The sequence below is a fragment of the Microcoleus sp. Pol7_A1 genome (genome assembly GCF_036701085.1).
Classification (GTDB): domain Bacteria; phylum Cyanobacteriota; class Cyanobacteriia; order Cyanobacteriales; family Microcoleaceae; genus Microcoleus; species Microcoleus asticus.
In genome coordinates this window covers 71,445-91,012 of record NZ_JAUBQD010000025.1, presented here as the reverse complement: position 1 = coordinate 91,012, position 19,568 = coordinate 71,445, and the positions used below count along the sequence as shown (strand labels likewise).

Annotated in this window: 17 protein-coding genes; 8 read left to right on the top strand and 9 right to left on the bottom strand. The window is 49.8% G+C overall.

Translation table 11 applies throughout. The annotated features are described in order from the left end of the window. Positions 1–128: 128 nt before the first annotated feature. The 5 genes from QUA20_RS16025 to QUA20_RS16005 all read right to left on the bottom strand — a co-directional run bounded on the left by QUA20_RS16025 (position 129) and on the right by QUA20_RS16005 (position 5,309). Complete coding sequence (locus tag QUA20_RS16025; protein ID WP_333189814.1) at positions 129–602, bottom strand: hypothetical protein; 474 nt, start codon at positions 600–602, stop codon at positions 129–131. Continuing rightward, positions 577–1,782, bottom strand: a complete 1,206-nt coding sequence (locus tag QUA20_RS16020) for an urease accessory protein UreH domain-containing protein (protein ID WP_333189812.1) — start codon at positions 1,780–1,782, stop codon at positions 577–579. Before QUA20_RS16020 ends, QUA20_RS16025 begins: the two co-directional genes overlap by 26 nt. Before the next feature lie 181 nt (positions 1,783–1,963). Then, a complete protein-coding gene (locus QUA20_RS16015; protein ID WP_333189811.1) occupies positions 1,964–3,031 on the bottom strand; it encodes an LOG family protein in 1,068 nt (355 codons plus the stop codon). 189 nt (positions 3,032–3,220) lie between these two features. Next, the gene (gene trxA / locus QUA20_RS16010; protein ID WP_006631199.1) at positions 3,221–3,544 is read right to left on the bottom strand and encodes a thioredoxin; all 324 of its coding nucleotides are present in this window, start codon (positions 3,542–3,544) and stop codon (positions 3,221–3,223) included. A gap of 601 nt (positions 3,545–4,145) precedes the next feature. Then, positions 4,146–5,309 carry a GuaB3 family IMP dehydrogenase-related protein gene (locus QUA20_RS16005; RefSeq protein WP_333189809.1) on the bottom strand — a complete coding sequence of 388 codons (1,164 nt, stop codon included), beginning with the start codon at positions 5,307–5,309 and terminating at the stop codon, positions 4,146–4,148. A gap of 122 nt (positions 5,310–5,431) precedes the next feature. On the opposite strand from QUA20_RS16005, the gene QUA20_RS16000 reads away from it, so the two are divergent. The 3 genes from QUA20_RS16000 to QUA20_RS15990 all read left to right on the top strand — a co-directional run bounded on the left by QUA20_RS16000 (position 5,432) and on the right by QUA20_RS15990 (position 6,214). Continuing rightward, positions 5,432–5,641 (top strand): hypothetical protein, encoded by a 210-nt coding sequence (locus QUA20_RS16000; protein WP_333189807.1) that lies wholly within the window; start codon positions 5,432–5,434, stop codon positions 5,639–5,641. Continuing rightward, the gene (locus QUA20_RS15995; protein WP_333189805.1) at positions 5,638–5,781 is read left to right on the top strand and encodes a hypothetical protein; all 144 of its coding nucleotides are present in this window, start codon (positions 5,638–5,640) and stop codon (positions 5,779–5,781) included. Before QUA20_RS16000 ends, QUA20_RS15995 begins: the two co-directional genes overlap by 4 nt. A gap of 280 nt (positions 5,782–6,061) precedes the next feature. Then, complete coding sequence (locus tag QUA20_RS15990) at positions 6,062–6,214, top strand: hypothetical protein (RefSeq protein ID WP_333189804.1); 153 nt, start codon at positions 6,062–6,064, stop codon at positions 6,212–6,214. 46 nt (positions 6,215–6,260) lie between these two features. Here QUA20_RS15990 and QUA20_RS15985 read toward each other — a convergent pair whose 3' ends face one another. The 3 genes from QUA20_RS15985 to QUA20_RS15975 form a co-directional block, all read right to left on the bottom strand. After that, positions 6,261–6,446 carry an NfeD family protein gene (locus QUA20_RS15985; protein ID WP_333189802.1) on the bottom strand — a complete coding sequence of 62 codons (186 nt, stop codon included), beginning with the start codon at positions 6,444–6,446 and terminating at the stop codon, positions 6,261–6,263. 76 nt (positions 6,447–6,522) lie between these two features. After that, on the bottom strand, positions 6,523–6,711 hold the full coding sequence (locus QUA20_RS15980) for an NfeD family protein (RefSeq protein WP_333189800.1): 189 nt from the start codon (positions 6,709–6,711) through the stop codon (positions 6,523–6,525). Positions 6,712–6,740: 29 nt separating this feature from the next. Continuing rightward, positions 6,741–6,947 (bottom strand): NfeD family protein, encoded by a 207-nt coding sequence (locus tag QUA20_RS15975; protein WP_172185369.1) that lies wholly within the window; start codon positions 6,945–6,947, stop codon positions 6,741–6,743. 214 nt (positions 6,948–7,161) lie between these two features. On the opposite strand from QUA20_RS15975, the gene QUA20_RS15970 reads away from it, so the two are divergent. The 3 genes from QUA20_RS15970 (at position 7,162) to rodA (ending at position 11,579) form a co-directional block, all read left to right on the top strand. Beyond that, on the top strand, positions 7,162–9,558 hold the full coding sequence (locus tag QUA20_RS15970; RefSeq protein ID WP_333189798.1) for a tetratricopeptide repeat protein: 2,397 nt from the start codon (positions 7,162–7,164) through the stop codon (positions 9,556–9,558). Positions 9,559–9,634: 76 nt separating this feature from the next. Beyond that, positions 9,635–9,982, top strand: coding sequence for a VOC family protein (locus QUA20_RS15965; protein WP_333189797.1), 348 nt, complete (start codon positions 9,635–9,637; stop codon positions 9,980–9,982). Positions 9,983–10,319: 337 nt separating this feature from the next. Beyond that, the gene (gene rodA / locus QUA20_RS15960; RefSeq protein ID WP_333189796.1) at positions 10,320–11,579 is read left to right on the top strand and encodes a rod shape-determining protein RodA; all 1,260 of its coding nucleotides are present in this window, start codon (positions 10,320–10,322) and stop codon (positions 11,577–11,579) included. 420 nt (positions 11,580–11,999) lie between these two features. Here rodA and QUA20_RS15955 read toward each other — a convergent pair whose 3' ends face one another. Then, on the bottom strand, positions 12,000–13,361 hold the full coding sequence (locus QUA20_RS15955; RefSeq protein WP_333189794.1) for a proton extrusion protein PcxA: 1,362 nt from the start codon (positions 13,359–13,361) through the stop codon (positions 12,000–12,002). A 52-nt stretch (positions 13,362–13,413) separates the two neighbouring features. Between QUA20_RS15955 and QUA20_RS15950 the strand changes: the two genes are divergently transcribed. Both QUA20_RS15950 and QUA20_RS15945 read left to right on the top strand, forming a co-directional pair. Then, complete coding sequence (locus QUA20_RS15950; RefSeq protein WP_333189792.1) at positions 13,414–15,624, top strand: recombinase family protein; 2,211 nt, start codon at positions 13,414–13,416, stop codon at positions 15,622–15,624. Between the two features lie 406 nt (positions 15,625–16,030). Continuing rightward, positions 16,031–19,384 (top strand): Ig-like domain-containing protein, encoded by a 3,354-nt coding sequence (locus QUA20_RS15945; protein WP_333189790.1) that lies wholly within the window; start codon positions 16,031–16,033, stop codon positions 19,382–19,384. Positions 19,385–19,568 lie beyond the last annotated feature (184 nt).

Here is a 19,568-nt window from a genome sequence, read left to right as displayed (position 1 = left end):
TTCTAATTGGGCTATTTCTTTTTCCATATCTTTTTCTTGCAGTTGTAAGTTATTCATTTTTTTATGGTCACAATCAAGTATTGCATATAATTGTATCACAATCATGATAATGATTTAGGATTGCTATATTACCTAACCGTGACACTGTAACTCAGTTTAAACGGTTTAAAAGTAGCTTTATTTTTGGCTGTTCCGGTCAATTCAAGTTCGTAAATGCCAACCTTCGGAAATACGATATCTGCTCCTGGCATTCCTTGATATTTCTCCGCAGATACGGCTTTTAAAGGCGGCTGCATCAGTGGCTTATCCCCTTCTTTGCGCTCTTTCGGATAAACCGCTAATTTGCAATTACACTGCTCTAGTGGGATAATTTGACCGCCCCTGCGAGTTAGCGCAAACCAGACTTTCGCAGGCTGTCCGGCGCGGGGGTTGTGGTTTGGTTCTAGGTGAAAGGTAGCAGCTACATCTCCCGATACTTCGACTTCGTGTGCCAAAACAGATATTGAGTTTAACTGCGGCGCATTGGGAATTGCTGCTTCAATTAGCAATCCAAAAAAAACTAACAATCCCAAACTTTTACTTGTGTTTGACAGGCGAAACATAGAACTTCTCCAGTGATAAAACAGACCAAAACAAACGCGATCGCACTAGCAAGACGCCCAGGGCAATTATTCCCAAAAGCAGCGCCCGCAAGTTATTAACCGCCGTAGATTCAAAGCCGCCGAGATAGTGGGAACCGATGAGTGCCGCGTGTACAGCGCACAGCAAGAAAGCTGGAACGCTTAACAGGTGAAGCATTCGCCACAGCTTGCCTAAAAAATTTTGAATGCGATCGACACTTGTAACTGCCGCCGGCAACATCAACAGCAGGGACAGCATCCCAGCCGCCATTCCCAACTGATGCTGCGGCAACATGAAGGACACAGCATCAAAATTCCATCGCAGCGTATGATCCAGCATATGAAACGTGTGGGCGACGGCTAGGACAAACGCGCCCACACCTAAGGCGCGGCGATAGCGCAACAGTTGCGGCAAAAACTTGCTAACCGGACGCGCCAACAGTGCTAGCATCAAGCACAGCAGGGCTGCGTGGCCCGTAAAATCTACCATTTCATCGGTTCGCAGCAAGGTAAGAATCCCGATCGCCACTGTCACCCAACCACCCGCACGAAACAGTTGACTCCGCCTGTTAGCGCTCAATCTGCCAGCAAAAAAACCCACTCCCAGCATAGTTGGCAGCGTGCCGAGTCCGAAGGCCAGCATCGTCGCCGCACCCAAAACCGGGTTTCCCGTTTCCGCCGCCTTAATCTGCGCCGCGTAGAGGAAACCGCAGGGAATCAAACCCCAAAGCAAACCCAAAGCAATCGGCACCCACCAGTTTTTTTGTGCCGAAAGCTTGCTCATTGCTTGTCCGACTCGATCGTGCGACATTGGGTGCAGCAGCGGCAATCCCGGCAGCAAACCCGGTTTAATTTGCACTACTCCGAACCAAATCAGCATCGTGCCCGTGAGAATGGCGATCGCCCGCCGCAATTCGCTACCCGTACCTGCCAAAAGTCCGCCAGCAATTAACACCGAACCCAGTCCCCCAATTCCAGCACCAACGAAAGCGTAAGCAGCAATTCTCCCCAAATTCAGCAGTAGGTGAAAGCGCAAAGTAGCTAATTTATCCTTGCCGGCACTAGAGAGCGAAAACGCCATTGCCAGCGGGCCGCACATCCCCGCGCAGTGACCGAAACTGCCGAGAAACCCCAAAGCGCTAATTAGCAGCAGGTCTAGCATTTTGCTGGTTTTTCCCAAATAATTTCATCAAGATATTGACAAGATTTTCTTTGGCTATTGCCCGCTTTTTTCTTAACTTTGTACAAATATTTATCTTAATCAATTTTGTCAAAACAAAAGTTTTCAAACTTCTCTCCGACCTCACTAATATCAAAAATGACTGAGGACTGATGACTAATAACTACTTTTTTTCTGGATGCGTGGCTTCCGGCGAAGCTGCACCCATTTGATTTATAGCAGCAATTAGCTGATAAAGTCGCCCCAAATCCCGCTGGTTGAAATGCAAAGTCAGGCGCGGCAGATCGAAAGTTGCATCTCCTATTTCCGGTTCCAAAGCTTGACTTTTTTCAATTTTTCCGGTGACAACAATATCGCTAAAATCAGCATTTAGCCGATCGACATTCTCCTCAGAAAGCTCTGTTTTCAAGCGAATTACCAGTTTTTCGCGCACGTAGCGGCAGGAGTGATAAACCAGATAAAAACTACCGATCGCCTCGCAAGCAACAGTTACATCGTCAGTAATCGTATACAGGCTGCGATCGTCGGCTGAAATCAAACCCCGGCCGCGCAATTGTTTTTGCACAAAATAATTCCAATCGTGCCAATAATCTCCTCCCGGTCGATCGATCAGTACCACAGGAGCCGGCCCGAACTTGCCAGTTTGAGTCAAAGTCAGACACTCAAAAGCCTCGTCCAGAGTGCCGAAACCGCCCGGAAACAGAGCTAAAGCATCGCTCTCCCGGAGAAAAAATAACTTGCGAGTGAAAAAATATTTAAATTTGAGCAATTTGGGATCGCCGGCAATGAAAGGATTAGAACTCTGCTCGAAAGGTAACTGAATGTTCAGCCCAAAAGAACGTTCAGCCGTCGCCCCCTCGTTCCCCGCCTGCATAATTCCCCCGCCGCCGCCAGTAATCACCATAAACCCCTGCTGGGCGATGGCGCGCCCAAAGTCTCTGGCCATCAAATACTCTGCAGATTGCGGCGACACCCTCGCCGAACCAAAAATCACAATTTTGCGAACGTGGCGATAAGGATAAAACATCTCAAAAGCCTTTTCCATATCTCGCAGAGACGACGAGATAATTTTCCAGTCTAGGCGATCGATCTCCTCTCCGGCCATTTGCACTATAGTGGAGAGCGATCGTTCGATCCACTCAGAGTGCTTCAACATTGGGAAGCGATCGATCAAATCGATCAATTCAGCTTGGAGGGACTCAAGACCTTGACCAGACCCAGAAGGAATCATGAATTTTTCCGAAACGGTAACAATTTGTCGCTAATAAAAATTAAGGGGCAAGCCAAATTTAGAAGCCAATAGCCACCAGCAAATTGCCCTGCTGGCAACTAATAACTTTTCCAGTAGCTTTGCCCCGGTTCTGAAGCGAGTTAGCTTCCGCGGCCCAAAAAGAACAGCGCGCAACCGCTCGCAGTTGAGTTAAATGTACTTTTCCAGAGTGTTTGCCAGAGTAGTTTTCGGAACTGCCCCAACGACCATATCCACCCGTTGACCGCCCTTAAATATCATCAGCGTCGGAATGCTGCGGATACCGTATTGGCTCGCCACGTTAGGATTCTCGTCGGTATTAACTTTTACTACCTTGACCTGCCCTTCATATTGCTGGGCAATTTCGTCTACGACGGGTGCCACCATCCGACAGGGCCCGCACCAGGGAGCCCAAAAATCCACTAGAACTGGAACTTCGCTATCGAGCACTTCCTGCTTAAAGGTAGAGTCGGTTACTTGCGCGGCTGCTGACATCCCTAGCCATCCTTGTAAATACTATTTCTCGGATAACAAGTCTAGCAAAAAATGTAACCACTTGCGTCAACGATTTTAACAGAAAGCTTATGAAGAAGAATGAAGAAGGAAGAAGGAAGAAGGAAGAGGGTAGAAGGAAGAAGAGAAGAAGGAAGAGGGTAGAAGGAAGAGGGTAGAGGGTAGAAGGAAGAAGGCACAAGGTTTCTGAAGGAACAAGGCACTTATGTTCAAGGCGCTTATGTTTGCGAAGGCAGAAGGCACTTATGTAGAATAAAATTCTCCCACTCTCCTCCTGGGCCACTCTTCTCCTCTGCCACTCTCCCACTCTCCTCCTCTCCCTCTCCCTCACTTTCCCACTCTCCCACTCTCCGGAGCTAAGAACCTCAGCTCTGTACCTAGTAGGCAAGAGCGAAGATTTCCGGCAAAAAAGGAACCGCCCGAACAGTAGTCCGGGCGGAGTGTGGTGTGAGGAGTGAACGGAAACATTCGTCTCCGCTTCTTATATTGTGACATCTCCTTCTGGATAATTCCACAACATTCTGTAAATTTCGAGACTCTTGAACAAATTTTGTCAAGGTACGCTGGTATTTGATCGGTAAATCTACTTACCCATGCCCAACTGCTGAGCTTTTTGATAGACTTTACCCTCAGTCAGCAGAGAAGGAGCAATTACCACTTCCACTTGCTGCATCTCCTTAAGATCCTTAGCGCCCAAGGTGCCCATGCTAGTTTTCAGAGCTCCGAGCAAGTTGTGCGTACCGTCATCTAGCAGCGCAGGCCCGCGCAAAATTTGCTCCACAGTACCCGTAGTCCCGACGCGAATGCGAGTGCCGCGCGGCAAAACCGGGCTCGGAGTCGCCATCCCCCAGTGAAAGCCGCGGCCGGGAGCTTCGGCGGCCCTGGCAAAGGGCGAACCAATCATCACTCCATCCGCACCGCAGGCAATGCACTTGCAGATATCGCCACCGGTAATTAAACCGCCGTCAGCAATCACCGACACGTATTTGCCAGTTTCGCGATAGTAGTCGTCCCGTGCGGCGGCGCAGTCTGCTACCGCTGTGGCTTGGGGAACGCCGACACCCAATACGCCCCTAGAGGTGCAAGCAGCCCCCGGCCCGATGCCCACGAGAATGCCCGCAGCGCCAGTTTTCATTAAATTCAGAGCGACTTCGTAGGTCACGCAGTTGCCCAAAATTACTGGTATCGGCATCTCTTGACAGAATTGAGTCAAATCTAAAGATGAGATCTCTTCAGGGGAAAGGAAAGCTGTCGAGACTACTGTTGCTTGCACAAAAAATATATCGGCTCCAGATTCAGCAACCGTCCGGCCGTATTTGCTCGCACCGGCGGGGGTACCGCTGACGGCGGCAATCCCTCCTCCAGCTTTAATTTCTTTAATTCTCAGGTCGATTAATTCTGGTTTGATGGGTTCGGCATAGAGTTGCTGCATCAGGGAAACAAATTCGTGGTTCCCGACACTGGCGATGCGCTCTAATATTGGCTGGGGGTCGGCATAGCGGGTTTGAATCCCTTCTAGGTTGAGCACGCCCATTGCTCCCAATTCCGACAGCAAAATCGCCATGCGGACATCGACTACCCCATCCATTGCGCTGGCGATGATCGGGATTTCTCGATCGATCCCGCCAATCTGCCACTTGGTATCTGCCAAACTCGGATCGAGGGTGCGCTGTCCTGGTACGAGCGCGATTTCATCTATGCCGTAAGCTCGGCGAGCACTTTTGCCCCGCCCAATTTCAATATTCACGCTGTTTCACTTCCACAAGGTATTTAAATTAGAGTAACAAAAAGTTAGCCGGCCCGAGTGTAGCTATCGCACGGCTGTCTTTAAAAAAAGCTCGGCACAGATTCTGATTGTATCCTAATTATATGAAATCGAAGGGGGTGCTTTTCCTCAGCAACGGCCACGGGGAAGACGCAATTAACTGTCAAATTCTCAAAGCTTTGAGAGCATATGGCGCGGATGTTGATGTTTCGGCGATGACGGTTGTCAGTGACGGGGCTGCTTACAGCCGATCGACCGTGTGCCAATTATTGGGCCTACCAGTCAAATGCCGTCAGGTGGCGTTTTTTACATGAATCCCCTGTTTTTCGCCAAAGATCTTGGAACCCGGTTAATTGCTTTGACTTGGCAGCAATTGCAGGCTGTTTGGACGCATTCCCGCCACTGCAATTTGGTGGCGACTGGGGCTGTTGTCTATCGGGCGATCGATCTATAAACATCGCGCCCCTATATAATTTTTCTGTCGGAGCGTTCTAGTTATTACCAGGGGCGAGTCGATTTGGGTTTAATCTTGTGGCAGTTGCTTTGCTCCAAGAACTGTCTGGCGGTTTTTACTAGAACTCCTTTGACTACTGCTGACTTAAACCGACAGGGTTTAAAGAAAGCTCAGTTTGTCGGCGCGATCGCAAATTCCGACATTTCAAGCCATACCCTCCAGCAGCAAGGTAATCTTATCAATTCCCTCCATATAAACCAGCTCCCCCGGTTTAAAAGTTATGCCTTTATCGCACTGGAGCAGACCATCAACTGCTGTGGAATGGGAGGAAGCCGAATTTGTCAGGCCGAATTTCTTCTTCTACGATCGCTTTTTCCAAATGCCTGACAGTCATGATTTTTGGCTCCTAATTCCAAGTTTGCCGCCACTTTGAGATGCGATAAACTTATAGCTTAACTCGCTAACTCCTTAATTCCCAACTACGCTTTAACTATCAGAGTAATGTTGTCAAGTCCCACGACGCGAACCACATCACCGGGTTTCAAAGTTATTTGTCGATCGCACTTAGCGGGCCACCAACTGCTTTGGAAGCGGACGAGGCCGCATTTATTCGGTCGAATTTCTTCTTCTACAATCGCTTTTTCTAAATAGCTGACAGTCATCATTGTTTGCTCCTAATTGCTAATTTTTCGTAATTTTGAGATGCTAAAAACTGATAGTCCGAGTCCCTAAACCATTGATTTATAACGACGCTTCAACTATTAAAGTAATATTGTCAATTCCGACTACGCGAACCTCGTCACCGGGTTCAAAAGTCAGGTTTCGATCGCACTTCGCCGGCCACCAACTGTTTTGGAAACGAACACGACCGCACTCATGAGGTCGAATTTCTTCATCCACGATCGCTTTTTCGGAATTGTCAAAATTCATGATTGCTTCCTCCCGATTGTAGATTTGCCTTAACTTTCAGAATTGATGACAAACGACGCTGCAACTATCAAAGTAATATTGTCAATTCCCACGACGCGAACCACCTCACCGGGTTCAAAAGTCATGTCTCGATCGCACTTCGCCGGCCACCAACTATTTTGGAAACGAACGCGACCGGGCTCATTAGGTCGAATTTCTTCATCCACGATCGCTGTTTCAAGATCGTTAATAGACATAGTTGCTTGCTCCCAAATATAAACTCGACTCGATCGGTGTGTAAGTTAGAAGCTTGTCCGTCAACTTCCCCTCCACACTCAACAGTATCCCCCGCCAACCTCGGCCGTGTCAGTCGGTAAAAGTCTATACAAGTCCACTGTTTGAGGGTGTAAGCGAGTCGGAAAAAGTCTGTTAAAGTTGTGTCAGATAGGTAACGCTAAACCTGGTGACTAAATGAAAGCCGATCGTGCACTGGATTTTACAAACTCGTTACTTGTGGCTCGAAACCTGAAAACTCTCGACAACCTTGACAGCGCTATCTTTCGCGAAGCTTGGCAAGGGGTGCAAGGCAGGACGTACCAACAGGTTGCAGATAGTGAAGGGTATGGAGTAGGGACTGTTAAGGATGCTGCCTCTAATTTGTGGAAGCGACTTTCAGCGCTGTTTGGAGAAGGCGAAAAAATTAAAAGAGACAACCTTCAAGCGGTTGTAGAGCGGTATTGGCGCAGCTACTCGAAACTCGAACCGCAGTCGGGACAAATTGTTCCGGCCCAAGTATCTCTCGGACTTGATTCGGAGTTGGATATGGAAAACCCGAATTTTTTGGGCCGGTTCGGGGCGATCGAAGATCTCAATACTCTTGTCGCCCAAGGAGCTAAAGTGATTGTCATCCAAAGTGCCGGCGGTATGGGCAAAACGACTTTGGCCAGACAGTATCTCAAATCTCAAGGGTTCGATCGGGTAATTGAACTGTTGATGGCAAAAGAGACAGAGAACATCACTGCCTTAGAAAGCGCGATCGAAGAATGGCTCAAGCAAGACTTTCAAGAAGAACCAGGGCCCGACTTTGGCGTCACCCTGGGGCGGCTGAAGCGGCAGCTTCAGACTCACAAAGTCGGCGTATTGATTGACAATTTGGAAGCCGCCCTCGACGGACAAGGTAAGTTTATTGAACCGCACCGGCTTTACGTGGAACTGTTGCGAGTTTTGGCTGACGCGGAGGTGCAGTCGGTAACGCTGATTACCAGCCGCGATCGGCTTTGCGATTCAGACGTAACCGTCGAACACTACCTGCTTCCGGGATTAGAGGTGGAAGTTTGGCAGCAATTTTTTAGCGATCGCAATATTAAGATAGATCCTGTCGCCCTCAAGGAAATGCACAAAGTTTACGGCGGTAATGCCAAAGCAATGGGCATCCTTTGGGGCACAATGCGAGAAGATTTTGACGGAGATATGGCGGCTTACTGGCTGGAAAACAGCGACCATCCGCTCGTTGAAACTGACTTAAAAAATTTAGTTACCAGTCAGTTTAACCGCCTGCAAGAACTCGATTTGGAAGCCTATCAACTCCTCTGTCGCTTGGGCTGTTACCGCTATCAAGACGTGCCGACAGTCCCTACTGACGGACTTTTGTGTTTGCTGTGGGACGTGCCCGAAGCCGGACGCCGACAAATCATTAAATCGCTGTTGCACCGATCGCTAGTCGAGTCTCAGAAGGGCGAATACTGGCTGCATCCAGCAATTCGGGAAGAAGCGGTCGATCGGCTCTCGCCCGGAGACTGGGAGACTGCCAACCGCAAAGCAGCCGAGTTCTGGACCGAGAGCGTAGAGATTATTGAGACTGTAGAAGATGCGTTGAAAGCTTTTGAAGCTTACTATCATTATGTGGCAATTAGCTGTTTCGAGCAGGCCGCGAGCGTCATCCTCAAAAAAATCAATATCCAGTTTGCCAAAGATTACAAGCTGGGTCGAGCACTCTACACATTAGGTTTCTTGCAGCCAATAATTTCAGCAACTACTCGCATCGTCAACAATGTGACTTCTGATTATTATTTGAGCGGTCTTTACAGTATTTTAGGCGTTTGTTACCGGATTTTAGGGGAGATTAATCAAGCCATAGAATGCCACCAAATATCGGAAATAAAAGCAACTAAATCTTTGCAAATTATAGCGAAAAGCAGCGAACCGGAAAACGGCAAACAAGCTAATCTGGAATTCTGGAAAGTTAACGCTGCAATTAATATAGGTTTTTGTCAAATAGAAATGCGGGAATTAGAATCAGCTATGGAGATATTTGTCAAGCTGAAAACTTCGCGGGACGAAATCGGGATTAACAGCTATTCGATCGATGTTGGCTTAGCTTTCCTCAACTCCTGTGTCGGAGCCAAAAAAGAGGCGGAAGAGCTCGCCGAAAAACTTTATACAGATCGGGAAGAGAGTCTGTTGGTGGGTACGGGATACAAGTTAGTGTTTCTCGCCGCCACCTATCAAAACCTGGGAGACACAGAGAAAGCTTTGAGCTTGTACCGCCAAGCGATCGCGATCGCCGACCAAAACCAGTACAGCACCATCAAAGCCAAAGCTCTCAGCGGTACAGCCGCGCTGTACCGAGAACGGGGAGAATTTGACCAAGCCCTGCAGCACCATGCAGAAGCAATAGAAATACTCGATCGAGCTAGCGCTAAATTAGACCGAGCCGAAGCTTGCTATCAACTAGCACTGACAGAACAAAAACTTGGTAATATCGAGAAAACCCAAGAAAATTTTGACCGCGCCATTCAACTGTTCAGCGAAATGGACGCCAGCAAACAAGTAGAAAAAGTACAGTTAGCCGCCACTAAAAAAATATAAAAAATACCTAATTAATCGAGTAAAAAATCCGAAAATAGATACAATAAACGAAAGAACAACCATAAATTTTGTTGACATGAAACTAAAACGATTGGGACACGTAGCCGTCTGCGTGCAAGATATAGAGAAGTCTGCTGAGTTCTACCTAAACTTGGGCATGGAGTTAGTCTGGAAAGATGCAGACTGGGCTTATTTAAAAGCAGGAGAGGACGGATTGGCGCTGTTGAGTCCGAGTTACAGCCAAGCAGGCCCGCATTTTGGGTTTGTATTTGACGATCGTACCGAAATGGAATCCGCCTACCAACAACTCAAAGCCGATGGTGTTTCAGTCACCCACATTCACGAACATCGCGACGGTACAGCATCTTTTTACGGCAGAGACCCCGACGGTAACGGTTTTGAATACCTTTACGAACCGGCTTGACGATTCTCGGACTTGCGGATCGATCGGGCTATTCCGTAATGGGGAACCGCCCGCTGTCACCTCAAACCTGGATTTTTCGTTCCAAATTCGGGTAATGTGCGCACAGTGCACCCTAGATGGAGATTGGTGCTCAGTGCGCACCCTACAGATTAGTGTGCCCGCGCACTCCTAGCCCGTTGCTGATGGCCCGGAACCTCCCTAGAACTGCCCGAATAATGTGAGATACTCACACCGACGCTCCTCCAGTAAGGTGCAGGCTCTGAATCCGAACTATATCCACAACTTCCGAAAATCCGCTCGATAATCTAAAATCTAAAATCTAAAATCTAAAATCCTCATGTTGCAGAGAATACAAGTCAGAAACCGCTGGAAATTCATCTTCAAACCCTGGGAAGAAGCAGACCCTTGGCTGTTTGCCGCTTGCATCGGCCTCACCATCTTCGGGGGAATCATGATCCGCAGCGTCGAAATCAACCAGGGGCTGATCGACTGGTGGCGGCACTGGGTAACTGGGGCAGTCGGTTTGTTCCTCGCCATCATCATTTCCCGCTGCCGCTACCAAGTACTGCTTGAGTGGAAATGGCCGATTTACATATTAATCAATTTGTCGCTGATCGCAGTGCGGTTTATCGGTACTACAGGGCTCGGTGCCCAGCGGTGGATCAACATCGGCGGCTTTTACCTGCAACCGTCAGAATTTGCCAAAGTAGGGATGATTGTCACTTTAGCAGCTCTCCTGCACGACAAGACTGTCCCCACGGTGGCTAATATGTTGAGGATGCTGGCGATTATGGCTGTACCCTGGGGATTGATATTTGCCGAACCAAATTTAGGTACTTCGTTGGTGTTCGGCGCGATCACAATGGGGATGTTTTACTGGGGTAATGTCAATCCCGGCTGGCTAATATTGCTATTCTCTCCTCTCATCTCAGTTCTTCTCAATAACCTGTCTACACCGATTTGGATAGCCTGGGTAGTTGTTGCGGGTATTATCGCTTGGCGATCGCTACCTTGGCCCTGGTTGGGGACTTTCGGTGCTGTGCTGGTGAACGTTGTTTCGGGACACGTCGGACATCTTTTTTGGAATGTGCTCAAGGATTATCAAAAAATGCGTCTGACAGGGTTTTTAAACCCCGAGAAAGACCCTTTAGGCAGCGGATATCACTTGATTCAATCTCGGATTGCTATTGGGGCTGGGGAACTCAAAGGCAGGGGTTTGTTTCACGGAACGCAAACTCAGCTTAACTTTATTCCCGAACAGCATACGGACTTTATCTTTTCAGCTATTGGCGAAGAATTGGGCTTTATTGGCTGCATTTGCGTACTGGTGGTGTTTTGGATAATTTGTTTCCGGTTGGTGACGATCGCTCAAACTGCTAACGATAATTTTGGTTCTTTGCTGGCGATCGGCGTACTGTCAATGTTGATTTTTCAAGTGTTCGTAAATATTGGGATGAACATTGGCTTGGCTCCAGTTACGGGCATTCCGCTACCTTTCCTGAGTTACGGGAATGCGTCGCTGCTGAGTAATTTTCTCGGACTGGGACTGGTGGAGTCGGTGGCGAACCAGCGACAGCGCAAGAAGCGTTGGAATTAGGTCATTCGTAATTGGTAATTGCTAATTGCAGGACTTACGCAGAACCTCTATGTTTAGGGCGCAGCGCACAAGAGCGCCTTACCGTTATAATTTGCCCGTCAAACCAGTTCTTGAGTCCAGGACTATAATGGCTAATTCCTAATTAGGAATTAGCCATTATAGTCCTGTCAAACAACCCTAATAACTGTGTAGTGAGGATTAAATTTCTCAATATTTTCTTAGAGATTTAGTCATCAATACACAGGTGATAACGCTTATTTTATGCGACTATATATGAGCAGATTATATCGTTTCTTTTCGTACCGAAATAAGAATTTTAGGAGTGCAGCAGTGCGACCTTCCCACTGGCTATTGAGAGGACCCAGGCAAGCGGGACGCACAGCAAAGCAGGGTAGAATTCCGATGTTACCGTATTTGATATTATTCGTTCATATTCTTGTATGTAGCAACGGCAGAAGGCGAACTCCGGTTTAAATAGCGGAATATCCAATACTTAAATACCGTATCCAAAATAACTGGAAATGTCGCAATGAACAAAAATATGAACTGCCTATTTTCTGGCAGCCCCAAATGCCTCGATACACCTTCGAGAACTACTTCCCAGCCGTGAGGCGAGTGGAATCCGACAAACACATCCGTAAACAAAATAATTACGAAAGCTTTAGCACTGTCGCTGAGGCCGTAAATCACATCATCCATGAAAGACTTTAAAATTTCAATCTCTTTCTTGTTAGTGACGATAATCGCGGCAAAGGCTATGCAGGAAATCAAATCGGCAAAAATATTTTTAATAGCCCCACCACTTTCAGAGCGGTATTCCTCCGCTAGCTCAACTGCTTTATCGGCAATCTTCTTTTCCGTTTCTTCTAAAGAAAGCGACGGAGCTGAGCCTATTAAACTTTGAAATTTGAGGTGCTGCTCAAATCTCTCTAGTTCTTGCAAGGCTTCTTCTTCCAGGTTAACATTGAGGAATATTGGTGCATTTTGCTGGGATCTAAAATGGTCAACTACCGGCCCGACTATAAAGTTTTTGGAGATTTGATTTGTCAACAGCGGAACTAAAATCAAAAGCAAAATAAATCTCAGAGAAATGACTGTTTTTACTTTTGAATTTCGGAAATTTTTAACTACTTCTTTTTCAGATTCCGGGTCTAACTCTTTAGTAATTCGATTCAAAGTTCCCAAAAGCGAGCGAGGCAATAGATTGACCTCTTCAAAGTTAGTATCAACCTCGCCATCGTGAATTTGAACTGAATTAGCTGAATTTTTATTGGCGTCAGGTTGAGATCTGCTATTTGTAGATTTCACCTGCTGATTTACTGAAGTGGCAACCGGGACAATTGCCGTCGATCTACTATTATTAATGTACTTGTCGATGACTCCATCAATAAATTCTAGCTTCTCAAATAGAAGGGAGGCTCGATCTTTATTGTCGAGATGTAATCCGTGCCGATCGTGATCCGCGCTTTGCCCCGCCTTCGGTTTTGCCCCAACTCGCTCCGGCAGTTCCAAAAAAGAACGGCTAGCATTAAACTCAACCATTCGGGTTTGGATGACCTTGAGGTATTTTTGCAGTTCGGATTTAAAGTAAGACAGGGTGCTGTGTCCGTAATCTCCCGATCGAGGGGAGATTCTTTGGCCGCCAAAATGCTCGTCTTCGATCGCCTTAATTGCTAACGCAGCATCATAAGCCTGTTCTAGGGCCCTGTCAGGCGTTTCTCGATACCATTGGTGAGCGCTGTAGAGATATTTTACAATCCTGTTCCAGGGAGAAGTATTCATAGCTAAAGCTGGTTAGTTGGCTGTAGACATTAGTGATTAAAGTATTCACGGTATGGTAACAAATTTACATAAACTCGGAACCGAGGCCTCGGATTCAATTTGGATTGTCGGAGCCGCCCGCAGTGGCAAAACCGCTCGTTTAGTCGAGCAGTTCTGCATTTGGAGCCAAACTGTCAAGCCTGTGCCACCAAAAGTTTCAGACAGGTGGCGTTCCGGGCGGCGGCGTGCCGGACAAACTGCCCCAGCAATTTTAGTCTTAGCAGCTAACGGAGACAACCGGCTAGAATTGGCCGATCGCATCGCCGTCGCTACCCAAGGAAAATATACCTTTCACTCGACAACACCCTTCGGTTTTTTTGAGCAGGAGGTATTGCTATTTTGGCCGCTGCTAGTTCAGTCGCTGGATTTGAGGGCTCAATTTCCCCTGCGGCTGCAACCTGAAACAGAACTGGAACTTGCCGCCAGACTCTGGCGTCGCGAACTAGACGAAGGCATTTTGCAACAAACAGGGGTAAGCCCAAACCGAATGGTGCGTCGAACACTAGACTTATTACAACTTGCTGCTGTCAGCGGTACGCCGAGAGAAGAGATTCCCAGCATTCTGGAACAGGGATTTGCTGGTGACGGCGGCTCGAACAACCTGTGGACTAGCATGGGAGAGTTGCTGGAAAGGTGGCGGGAATGGTGCTTGACGCGGGGGCTGCTGACTTACGGGATTGTTTGCGAACTCTACTGGCGCTATTTGTTGCCGGATACCACTTACCAGCAGCATTTGGCTTCTAGATACCAAGCTGTAATAGCAGACGATGTTGACGATTATCCGGCGATCGGCGGCCATTTGTTCGATCGAATGCTCGACCAAGGTGCGGCGGGGGCGTTCTCCTACAATCGGGATGGAGGAGTGCGTTTGGGCTTGGGGGCTGACACGGAATACCTAGCCCGACTCGAAAACCGCTGTCAAAGCGTGGAAAATTTGGACGCAAAAGCCGGTTTAGCCCCAGAGATTGGGGATGTAGCGGTAAGTTTAGCCGTTAATTCTGAGGGTTTTTATCCTTTAGGCTTGAGTTTGCCCGGATCTGTTCGATCGCTCCAAACCACATCCCGGGCTCAATTGCTGCGAGAAACCGCCGAAATTATCGTGGATGCGGTGAAGTCAAAAGCCGTGGAACCGCAGGATATCGCCGTAATTGCTCCCGGGATGGATGCGATCGCGCGTTACAGTTTAACGGAAATTCTCGCCCGAGATCGGATCGCGGCCACCTCCCTCAACGATCAGCGTCCCCTATCGAGTACGCCAGAGATTCGAGCTTTGCTCACTTTGTTAGCGTTAGTTTATCCGGGACTCGGCCGTTTAGTCGATCGAGACGGCGCAGCCGAAATGCTGGTAGTGTTGGGCAGCCAGAAACACCGTTCATTGGAAACAGAAGATTCCAACCCCACGTTCAATCTCAAATCTCAAATCCCAAATCAAAAATCGATCGACCAAGTGAGAGCAGGTTTAATCGCCGATCACTGTTTTTGCCCAGATATCGATCGACCTCAATTGCTGGCAATTACAGCCTTTCCCCGCTGGGACAGACTGGGACACCGAGCCGCTCTTGCCTACAAGCAGATTGTGGAGTGGATCGAACAACAGCGGTCGCAACAGCAGGAGCGGCTGTTGCCGAGTCCAATTGCCCTGCTCGATCGAGCGATCCAGAAATTTCTCATGAACGACAGATACCTCCCTTACGATCGGCTAGCAGCCCTGCGCGAGTTAATGGAAACCGCCGGCCACTACTGGGAAATACAGGGGCGTCTGCAGCGTGTAGAACCAACAAACGCTGGCGACTCAGAAACGATCGCCCGCTTCATCCAGTTGTTGCGCCAAGGAACCGTCACCGCCAACCCATTTCCAGTCCGTTCAGAAGGCCCAGAAGCCCAAGCCGTCACCCTCGCCAACATCTTCCAGTACCGCAGCAGCCGCCGCGCCCACAAATGGCACTTTTGGCTGGATGCCGGCTCGCCCCTGTGGCTGAGTGGGGGTGCGGCGACATTGTTTGGTGCTCCCTTATTTTTGCGATCGCAACAGGGACATCCCTGGCAAACCGAAGAGGAAACGGCTGCCGACCAACAGCGGCTGCGGCGAATTCTGCTAGATTTGTTAAGTCGCTGTTCCCTGCTTTACCTTTGCCACAGCGAACTAGCCGTCAACGGACAAGAGCAAACCGGGCCCCTTCTGCCCCTCATTCACAGCTCTGTTTCTTGTCAGCAGTCAGCTTAAGGCATTCGGCTCTTATGTATTTGGCATTCGGCTTCTGAAGGCAAGAGGCACATATGTATTCGACCTTCGGCAGGAGGAAAGAAAAAAATATCAATGCAAAGATTTTAATTTTTCCCCTTCTGGATAAATAGCCCGGGCTGACTCGACGCCCGACTTCTACCTTCGCTCAAAATGCGGCGATATTAAAGTATACCCAAAATAGAGATCAAAACGTGCAATCATTAATATTTTGAGATCAAAAGATGCCAGGCTTAAAAAATATCTGTAGCCGTTGCAGTTTTGATTTAGTATGCTAGAAATGATCGGGATTATTAATCAATTTTAAGCCAGATTTGTGGCAACAAACTGATACTAATCAATCAGTTCTTAAAGTTAATCGGGATCGTCGTTTAAAGGAGCCAAAATAATGACAGATGCAGTACCAGTAGGATTTCTCGAACCAGTAGGATTTCTCGAAGGTGAGCCGATATTCAACCTCGGGGGTGATGAAACGATCGGCCCAACTCCGGTGACAGAGCCAACTCCGGCGCCAGAGCCAACTCCGACGCCAACTCCGACGCCAGAGCCAACTCCGACGCCAACTCCGAGTCCAACACCAACTCCCTCCGGGGACGACACATTTGGCGGCATAGACGACACATTGGGCGGAGGCACAGGTACCCTACCCGCAACGATCGGCGGCGTGCTCCGCGGCGGAGAAACCAACGACTCCTTAGTTGGCAGTCCCGGGCCCGACGTGATTTCTGGGCTGCAAGGCAACGACAACCTGCAAGGAGCCGACGGCGACGATTTAATATTCGGGGCAGATGATGACGACGTGCTGTTCGGCGCGACTGGCAACGACGTTCTAGACGGCGGTTCAGGACTCGATACCCTGTACGGAGGCAAAGGCAACGACTCCCTCGACGGGGGAAATAACCCTGACCTGCTGTACGGCAATGACGGCAACGACACGGTAATCGGAGGCGAAGGCAGAGACACGGCTTACGGCGGCAAAGGCAGCGACAGCTTGCGCGGCGGTGCTGGCGACGATAGCTTTTTGGGTGATCGAGGCGACGACATCGTTTGGGGCGACCAAGGTAACGACTCGCTCTTCGGCGGCGACGGCGAAGACTTGCTATTTGGCAACGAAGGAGGCGACTGGCTATACGGAAACGCCGGCGGGGACACATTTTTTAGCGGCGACGGGGACGACATCGTATTCGGCGGCGACGGCGACGACATCGTGGACGGCGGTGCGGGCAACGACGTTATTTGGGGCGAAGCAGGCAAAGACGTAGTGGCAGGAGGCGAAGGCAGAGATGTCTTCGTCATCGGTGCCTTCAGTTCCCCCAGTGGCAGCAGCAACGGCACTAACCCGGCATTTCTCACCACAGGCGGCCCAGATCTCGCCGATGCCGACATTTTCACAGACTTTCGCCAAGGCGAAGATGCGATCGGGTTAAGTGGCGACCTCAAGTTTGAAGATTTGGTAATCTTCCAAAGCACCGAGACCAAAGCCGGCAGTACGATTATTCGCAACGGCGTCAGCGGCGACTTCTTAGCAGTATTGCCCGGAGTAGACAGCAGAACCCTAGGGCGAAGCTCATTTGTAATTGCCCCCACAGTTCCTGGCAGCGCAACTCCACTCCCCCTGCCGACGCCGACAGACACTCCGACGCCGACGCCGACGCCGACGCCGACAGACACTCCGACGCCGACGCCGACAGCGAGCCCGACACCAACGCCGACAGCGAGCCCGACACCAACGCCGACAGCAAGTCCGACACCGACGCCGACAGACGGTCCGGTGCCGACGTTCCCGACGCCGACAGCAAATCCGACGCCGACGTTCCCGACGCCGACAGCAAGTCCGACACCGACAGCAAGTCCGACGCCCATCCTTAACCAACCTCCAAAAGCAGTTAACGACAACTTCACCACGGTTGCGGGTCAACAACTCACTCTCAACGTTCTGTTGAACGACACTGACGCGGAACAAAGCGCTCTGACTGTCACCACTTTTGCTCCAGCAAGCAAAGGGAGCCTGGTTCCCGTGGGCGGCGGCGTATTCAAATACACCCCGAATCCGGGCTTCTCGGGTACTGACAGCTTCAGCTACTCGATCTCAGACGGTAACGGCGGCACAAGTCAGGCGGTAGCAACCATCCGCGTCAGCAGCCCGCCGCAGCTAGTAATTAACGACGGTGTGGTGGTTGCCAAAAGTAATCCTACCCAAACAATCACCGCTGCGGATTTGTTAGTCACCGATCCCGACAACACGCCGTCGGAAATCTTTTACACGATTACCAAAGCCCCCGACGCTACCAGAGGTTTTGTCCAAAGGGGTACCACCTTTCTCAACGTCGGCGGCAAATTCACGCAAGACGATATCAACAACAACATCGTCAAATACAACTTGCTGGCGACAGGTGGCAGCGACAGTTTCACGTTTACAGCATCCGACGGATCTGCAACTCTCGAGCCGATATCCTTCAGCATCACGGTTGTAGATAATATTGTCGATCGCAGCGCACTCCCGGCAAGCACATTTACAGGCAGCAACCTCAGCGACTTCATCCTCGGCGGGGCCGGCGACGATACCCTCTCTGGGGGCGACGGCAACGACATCATCGACGGCAGTGGCGGCAACGACCTCGAATTCGGTGAAGCAGGAAACGACTCGGTGGTGGGTGCGATCGGCAACGACTCCCTCGACGGCGGACTCGGCAACGACACCCTCGACGGCCAAGACGGCATAGACTCCCTGATTGGCGGACTGGGCAACGACCTGATGTTCGGCGGCAATGACAATGACAACCTCTTGGGCGGTGACAACAACGACACCATTGACGGCGGAACAGGCAATGACTCGATATTGGGAGAATCCGCTGACGACTCGATACTTGGAGGACTCGGCACCGACACCTTACTTGGTGGCATAGGCGACGACTCCCTCGACGGCGGTGCAGGCGACGATATCCTCGACGGCGGACTGGGCAGAAACTTGCTCGACGGCGGTCTCAATAACGATTCCATATCCGGCGGCGACAACGATGACACGATTTTGGGTGGAGGAGGCAACGACACGGGACTCGGAGGTTCGGGCAATGACTACGTGTTGGGCGAGGCCGGCACCGACTCCCTCGACGGCCAAGCGGGCGACGACACTCTCGACGGCGGTGCCGGCAGCGACTGTCTCAGCGGCGCCTTCGGCAATGACTTGGTATTGGGCGGCGATGACAACGACTCGCTTTCCGGCGGTGCAGGCAATGACATTTTGGGTGGCGGTGCCGGTTCAGACTTGCTCACGGGCGATGCTGGCAATGATTTCTTCTACTACGAAACTCCTAGCGAAGGCGTGGACGTGATTGCTGACTTTAACGCTAACGGCAGCGAGACCGACAGATTCTTGTTCAGGTCGTCAAATTTCGCAGGTTTAACCAACTCAGGAACTACTCTCGATTTCACCAGTTTTATCGTCAGGAATATCGGGTCTAGCGGCGACAACATTAGCAAGCAATCAGTCATTTTGTTTGAATCTAAATTTGACAACGCTCAAGCAATAAATGCAGTGTTGAAGAATCAAAACGGTTCGAGCCAAGCGGGAGCTTTCTTCGTGTACCTGAACAATACTTTTAACAAGTACGTTCTCGGCTTCGACCCGAATGTGGCAGATGACAGTCTCCCAGCTTTCGATTTGGGAGTTTTGAATTCTATTCCTACAGTGCCGGGAGCGCTCAGCACCGTCATTACTGCATCTGACTTTAAGTTTATTTAGTAGTTTTTGAGTAGCGTCGCAAGGAGTCGGAACAATGCCAAGTGCAGTACCAGTAGCTTTTTTTCTCCAAGAGGGGCCACCGTTCCTGTTAGTGGATGAGAACGGGGAGATTTCGGATATCATCGGCACGCTACCGGACCCGATGACGGGGACGGACGTGATGATGACGGACACGGGGACAACG

What these genes read in the sequence shown, in the direction of transcription:
- QUA20_RS16025 (WP_333189814.1), bottom strand. Translation starts at nt 602, where the DNA reads ATGTTTCGCCTGTCAAACACAAGTAAAAGTTTGGGATTGTTAGTTTTT.
- QUA20_RS16020 (WP_333189812.1), bottom strand. Translation starts at nt 1,782, where the DNA reads ATGCTAGACCTGCTGCTAATTAGCGCTTTGGGGTTTCTCGGCAGTTTC.
- QUA20_RS16015 (WP_333189811.1), bottom strand. Translation starts at nt 3,031, where the DNA reads ATGATTCCTTCTGGGTCTGGTCAAGGTCTTGAGTCCCTCCAAGCTGAA.
- trxA (WP_006631199.1), bottom strand. Translation starts at nt 3,544, where the DNA reads ATGTCAGCAGCCGCGCAAGTAACCGACTCTACCTTTAAGCAGGAAGTG.
- QUA20_RS16000 (WP_333189807.1), top strand. Translation starts at nt 5,432, where the DNA reads ATGAAATCGAAGGGGGTGCTTTTCCTCAGCAACGGCCACGGGGAAGAC.
- QUA20_RS15995 (WP_333189805.1), top strand. Translation starts at nt 5,638, where the DNA reads ATGAATCCCCTGTTTTTCGCCAAAGATCTTGGAACCCGGTTAATTGCT.
- QUA20_RS15990 (WP_333189804.1), top strand. Translation starts at nt 6,062, where the DNA reads ATGCCTTTATCGCACTGGAGCAGACCATCAACTGCTGTGGAATGGGAG.
- QUA20_RS15985 (WP_333189802.1), bottom strand. Translation starts at nt 6,446, where the DNA reads ATGATGACTGTCAGCTATTTAGAAAAAGCGATTGTAGAAGAAGAAATT.
- QUA20_RS15980 (WP_333189800.1), bottom strand. Translation starts at nt 6,711, where the DNA reads ATGAATTTTGACAATTCCGAAAAAGCGATCGTGGATGAAGAAATTCGA.
- QUA20_RS15975 (WP_172185369.1), bottom strand. Translation starts at nt 6,947, where the DNA reads ATGTCTATTAACGATCTTGAAACAGCGATCGTGGATGAAGAAATTCGA.
- QUA20_RS15970 (WP_333189798.1), top strand. Translation starts at nt 7,162, where the DNA reads ATGAAAGCCGATCGTGCACTGGATTTTACAAACTCGTTACTTGTGGCT.
- QUA20_RS15965 (WP_333189797.1), top strand. Translation starts at nt 9,635, where the DNA reads ATGAAACTAAAACGATTGGGACACGTAGCCGTCTGCGTGCAAGATATA.
- rodA (WP_333189796.1), top strand. Translation starts at nt 10,320, where the DNA reads ATGTTGCAGAGAATACAAGTCAGAAACCGCTGGAAATTCATCTTCAAA.
- QUA20_RS15955 (WP_333189794.1), bottom strand. Translation starts at nt 13,361, where the DNA reads ATGAATACTTCTCCCTGGAACAGGATTGTAAAATATCTCTACAGCGCT.
- QUA20_RS15950 (WP_333189792.1), top strand. Translation starts at nt 13,414, where the DNA reads ATGGTAACAAATTTACATAAACTCGGAACCGAGGCCTCGGATTCAATT.
- QUA20_RS15945 (WP_333189790.1), top strand. Translation starts at nt 16,031, where the DNA reads ATGACAGATGCAGTACCAGTAGGATTTCTCGAACCAGTAGGATTTCTC.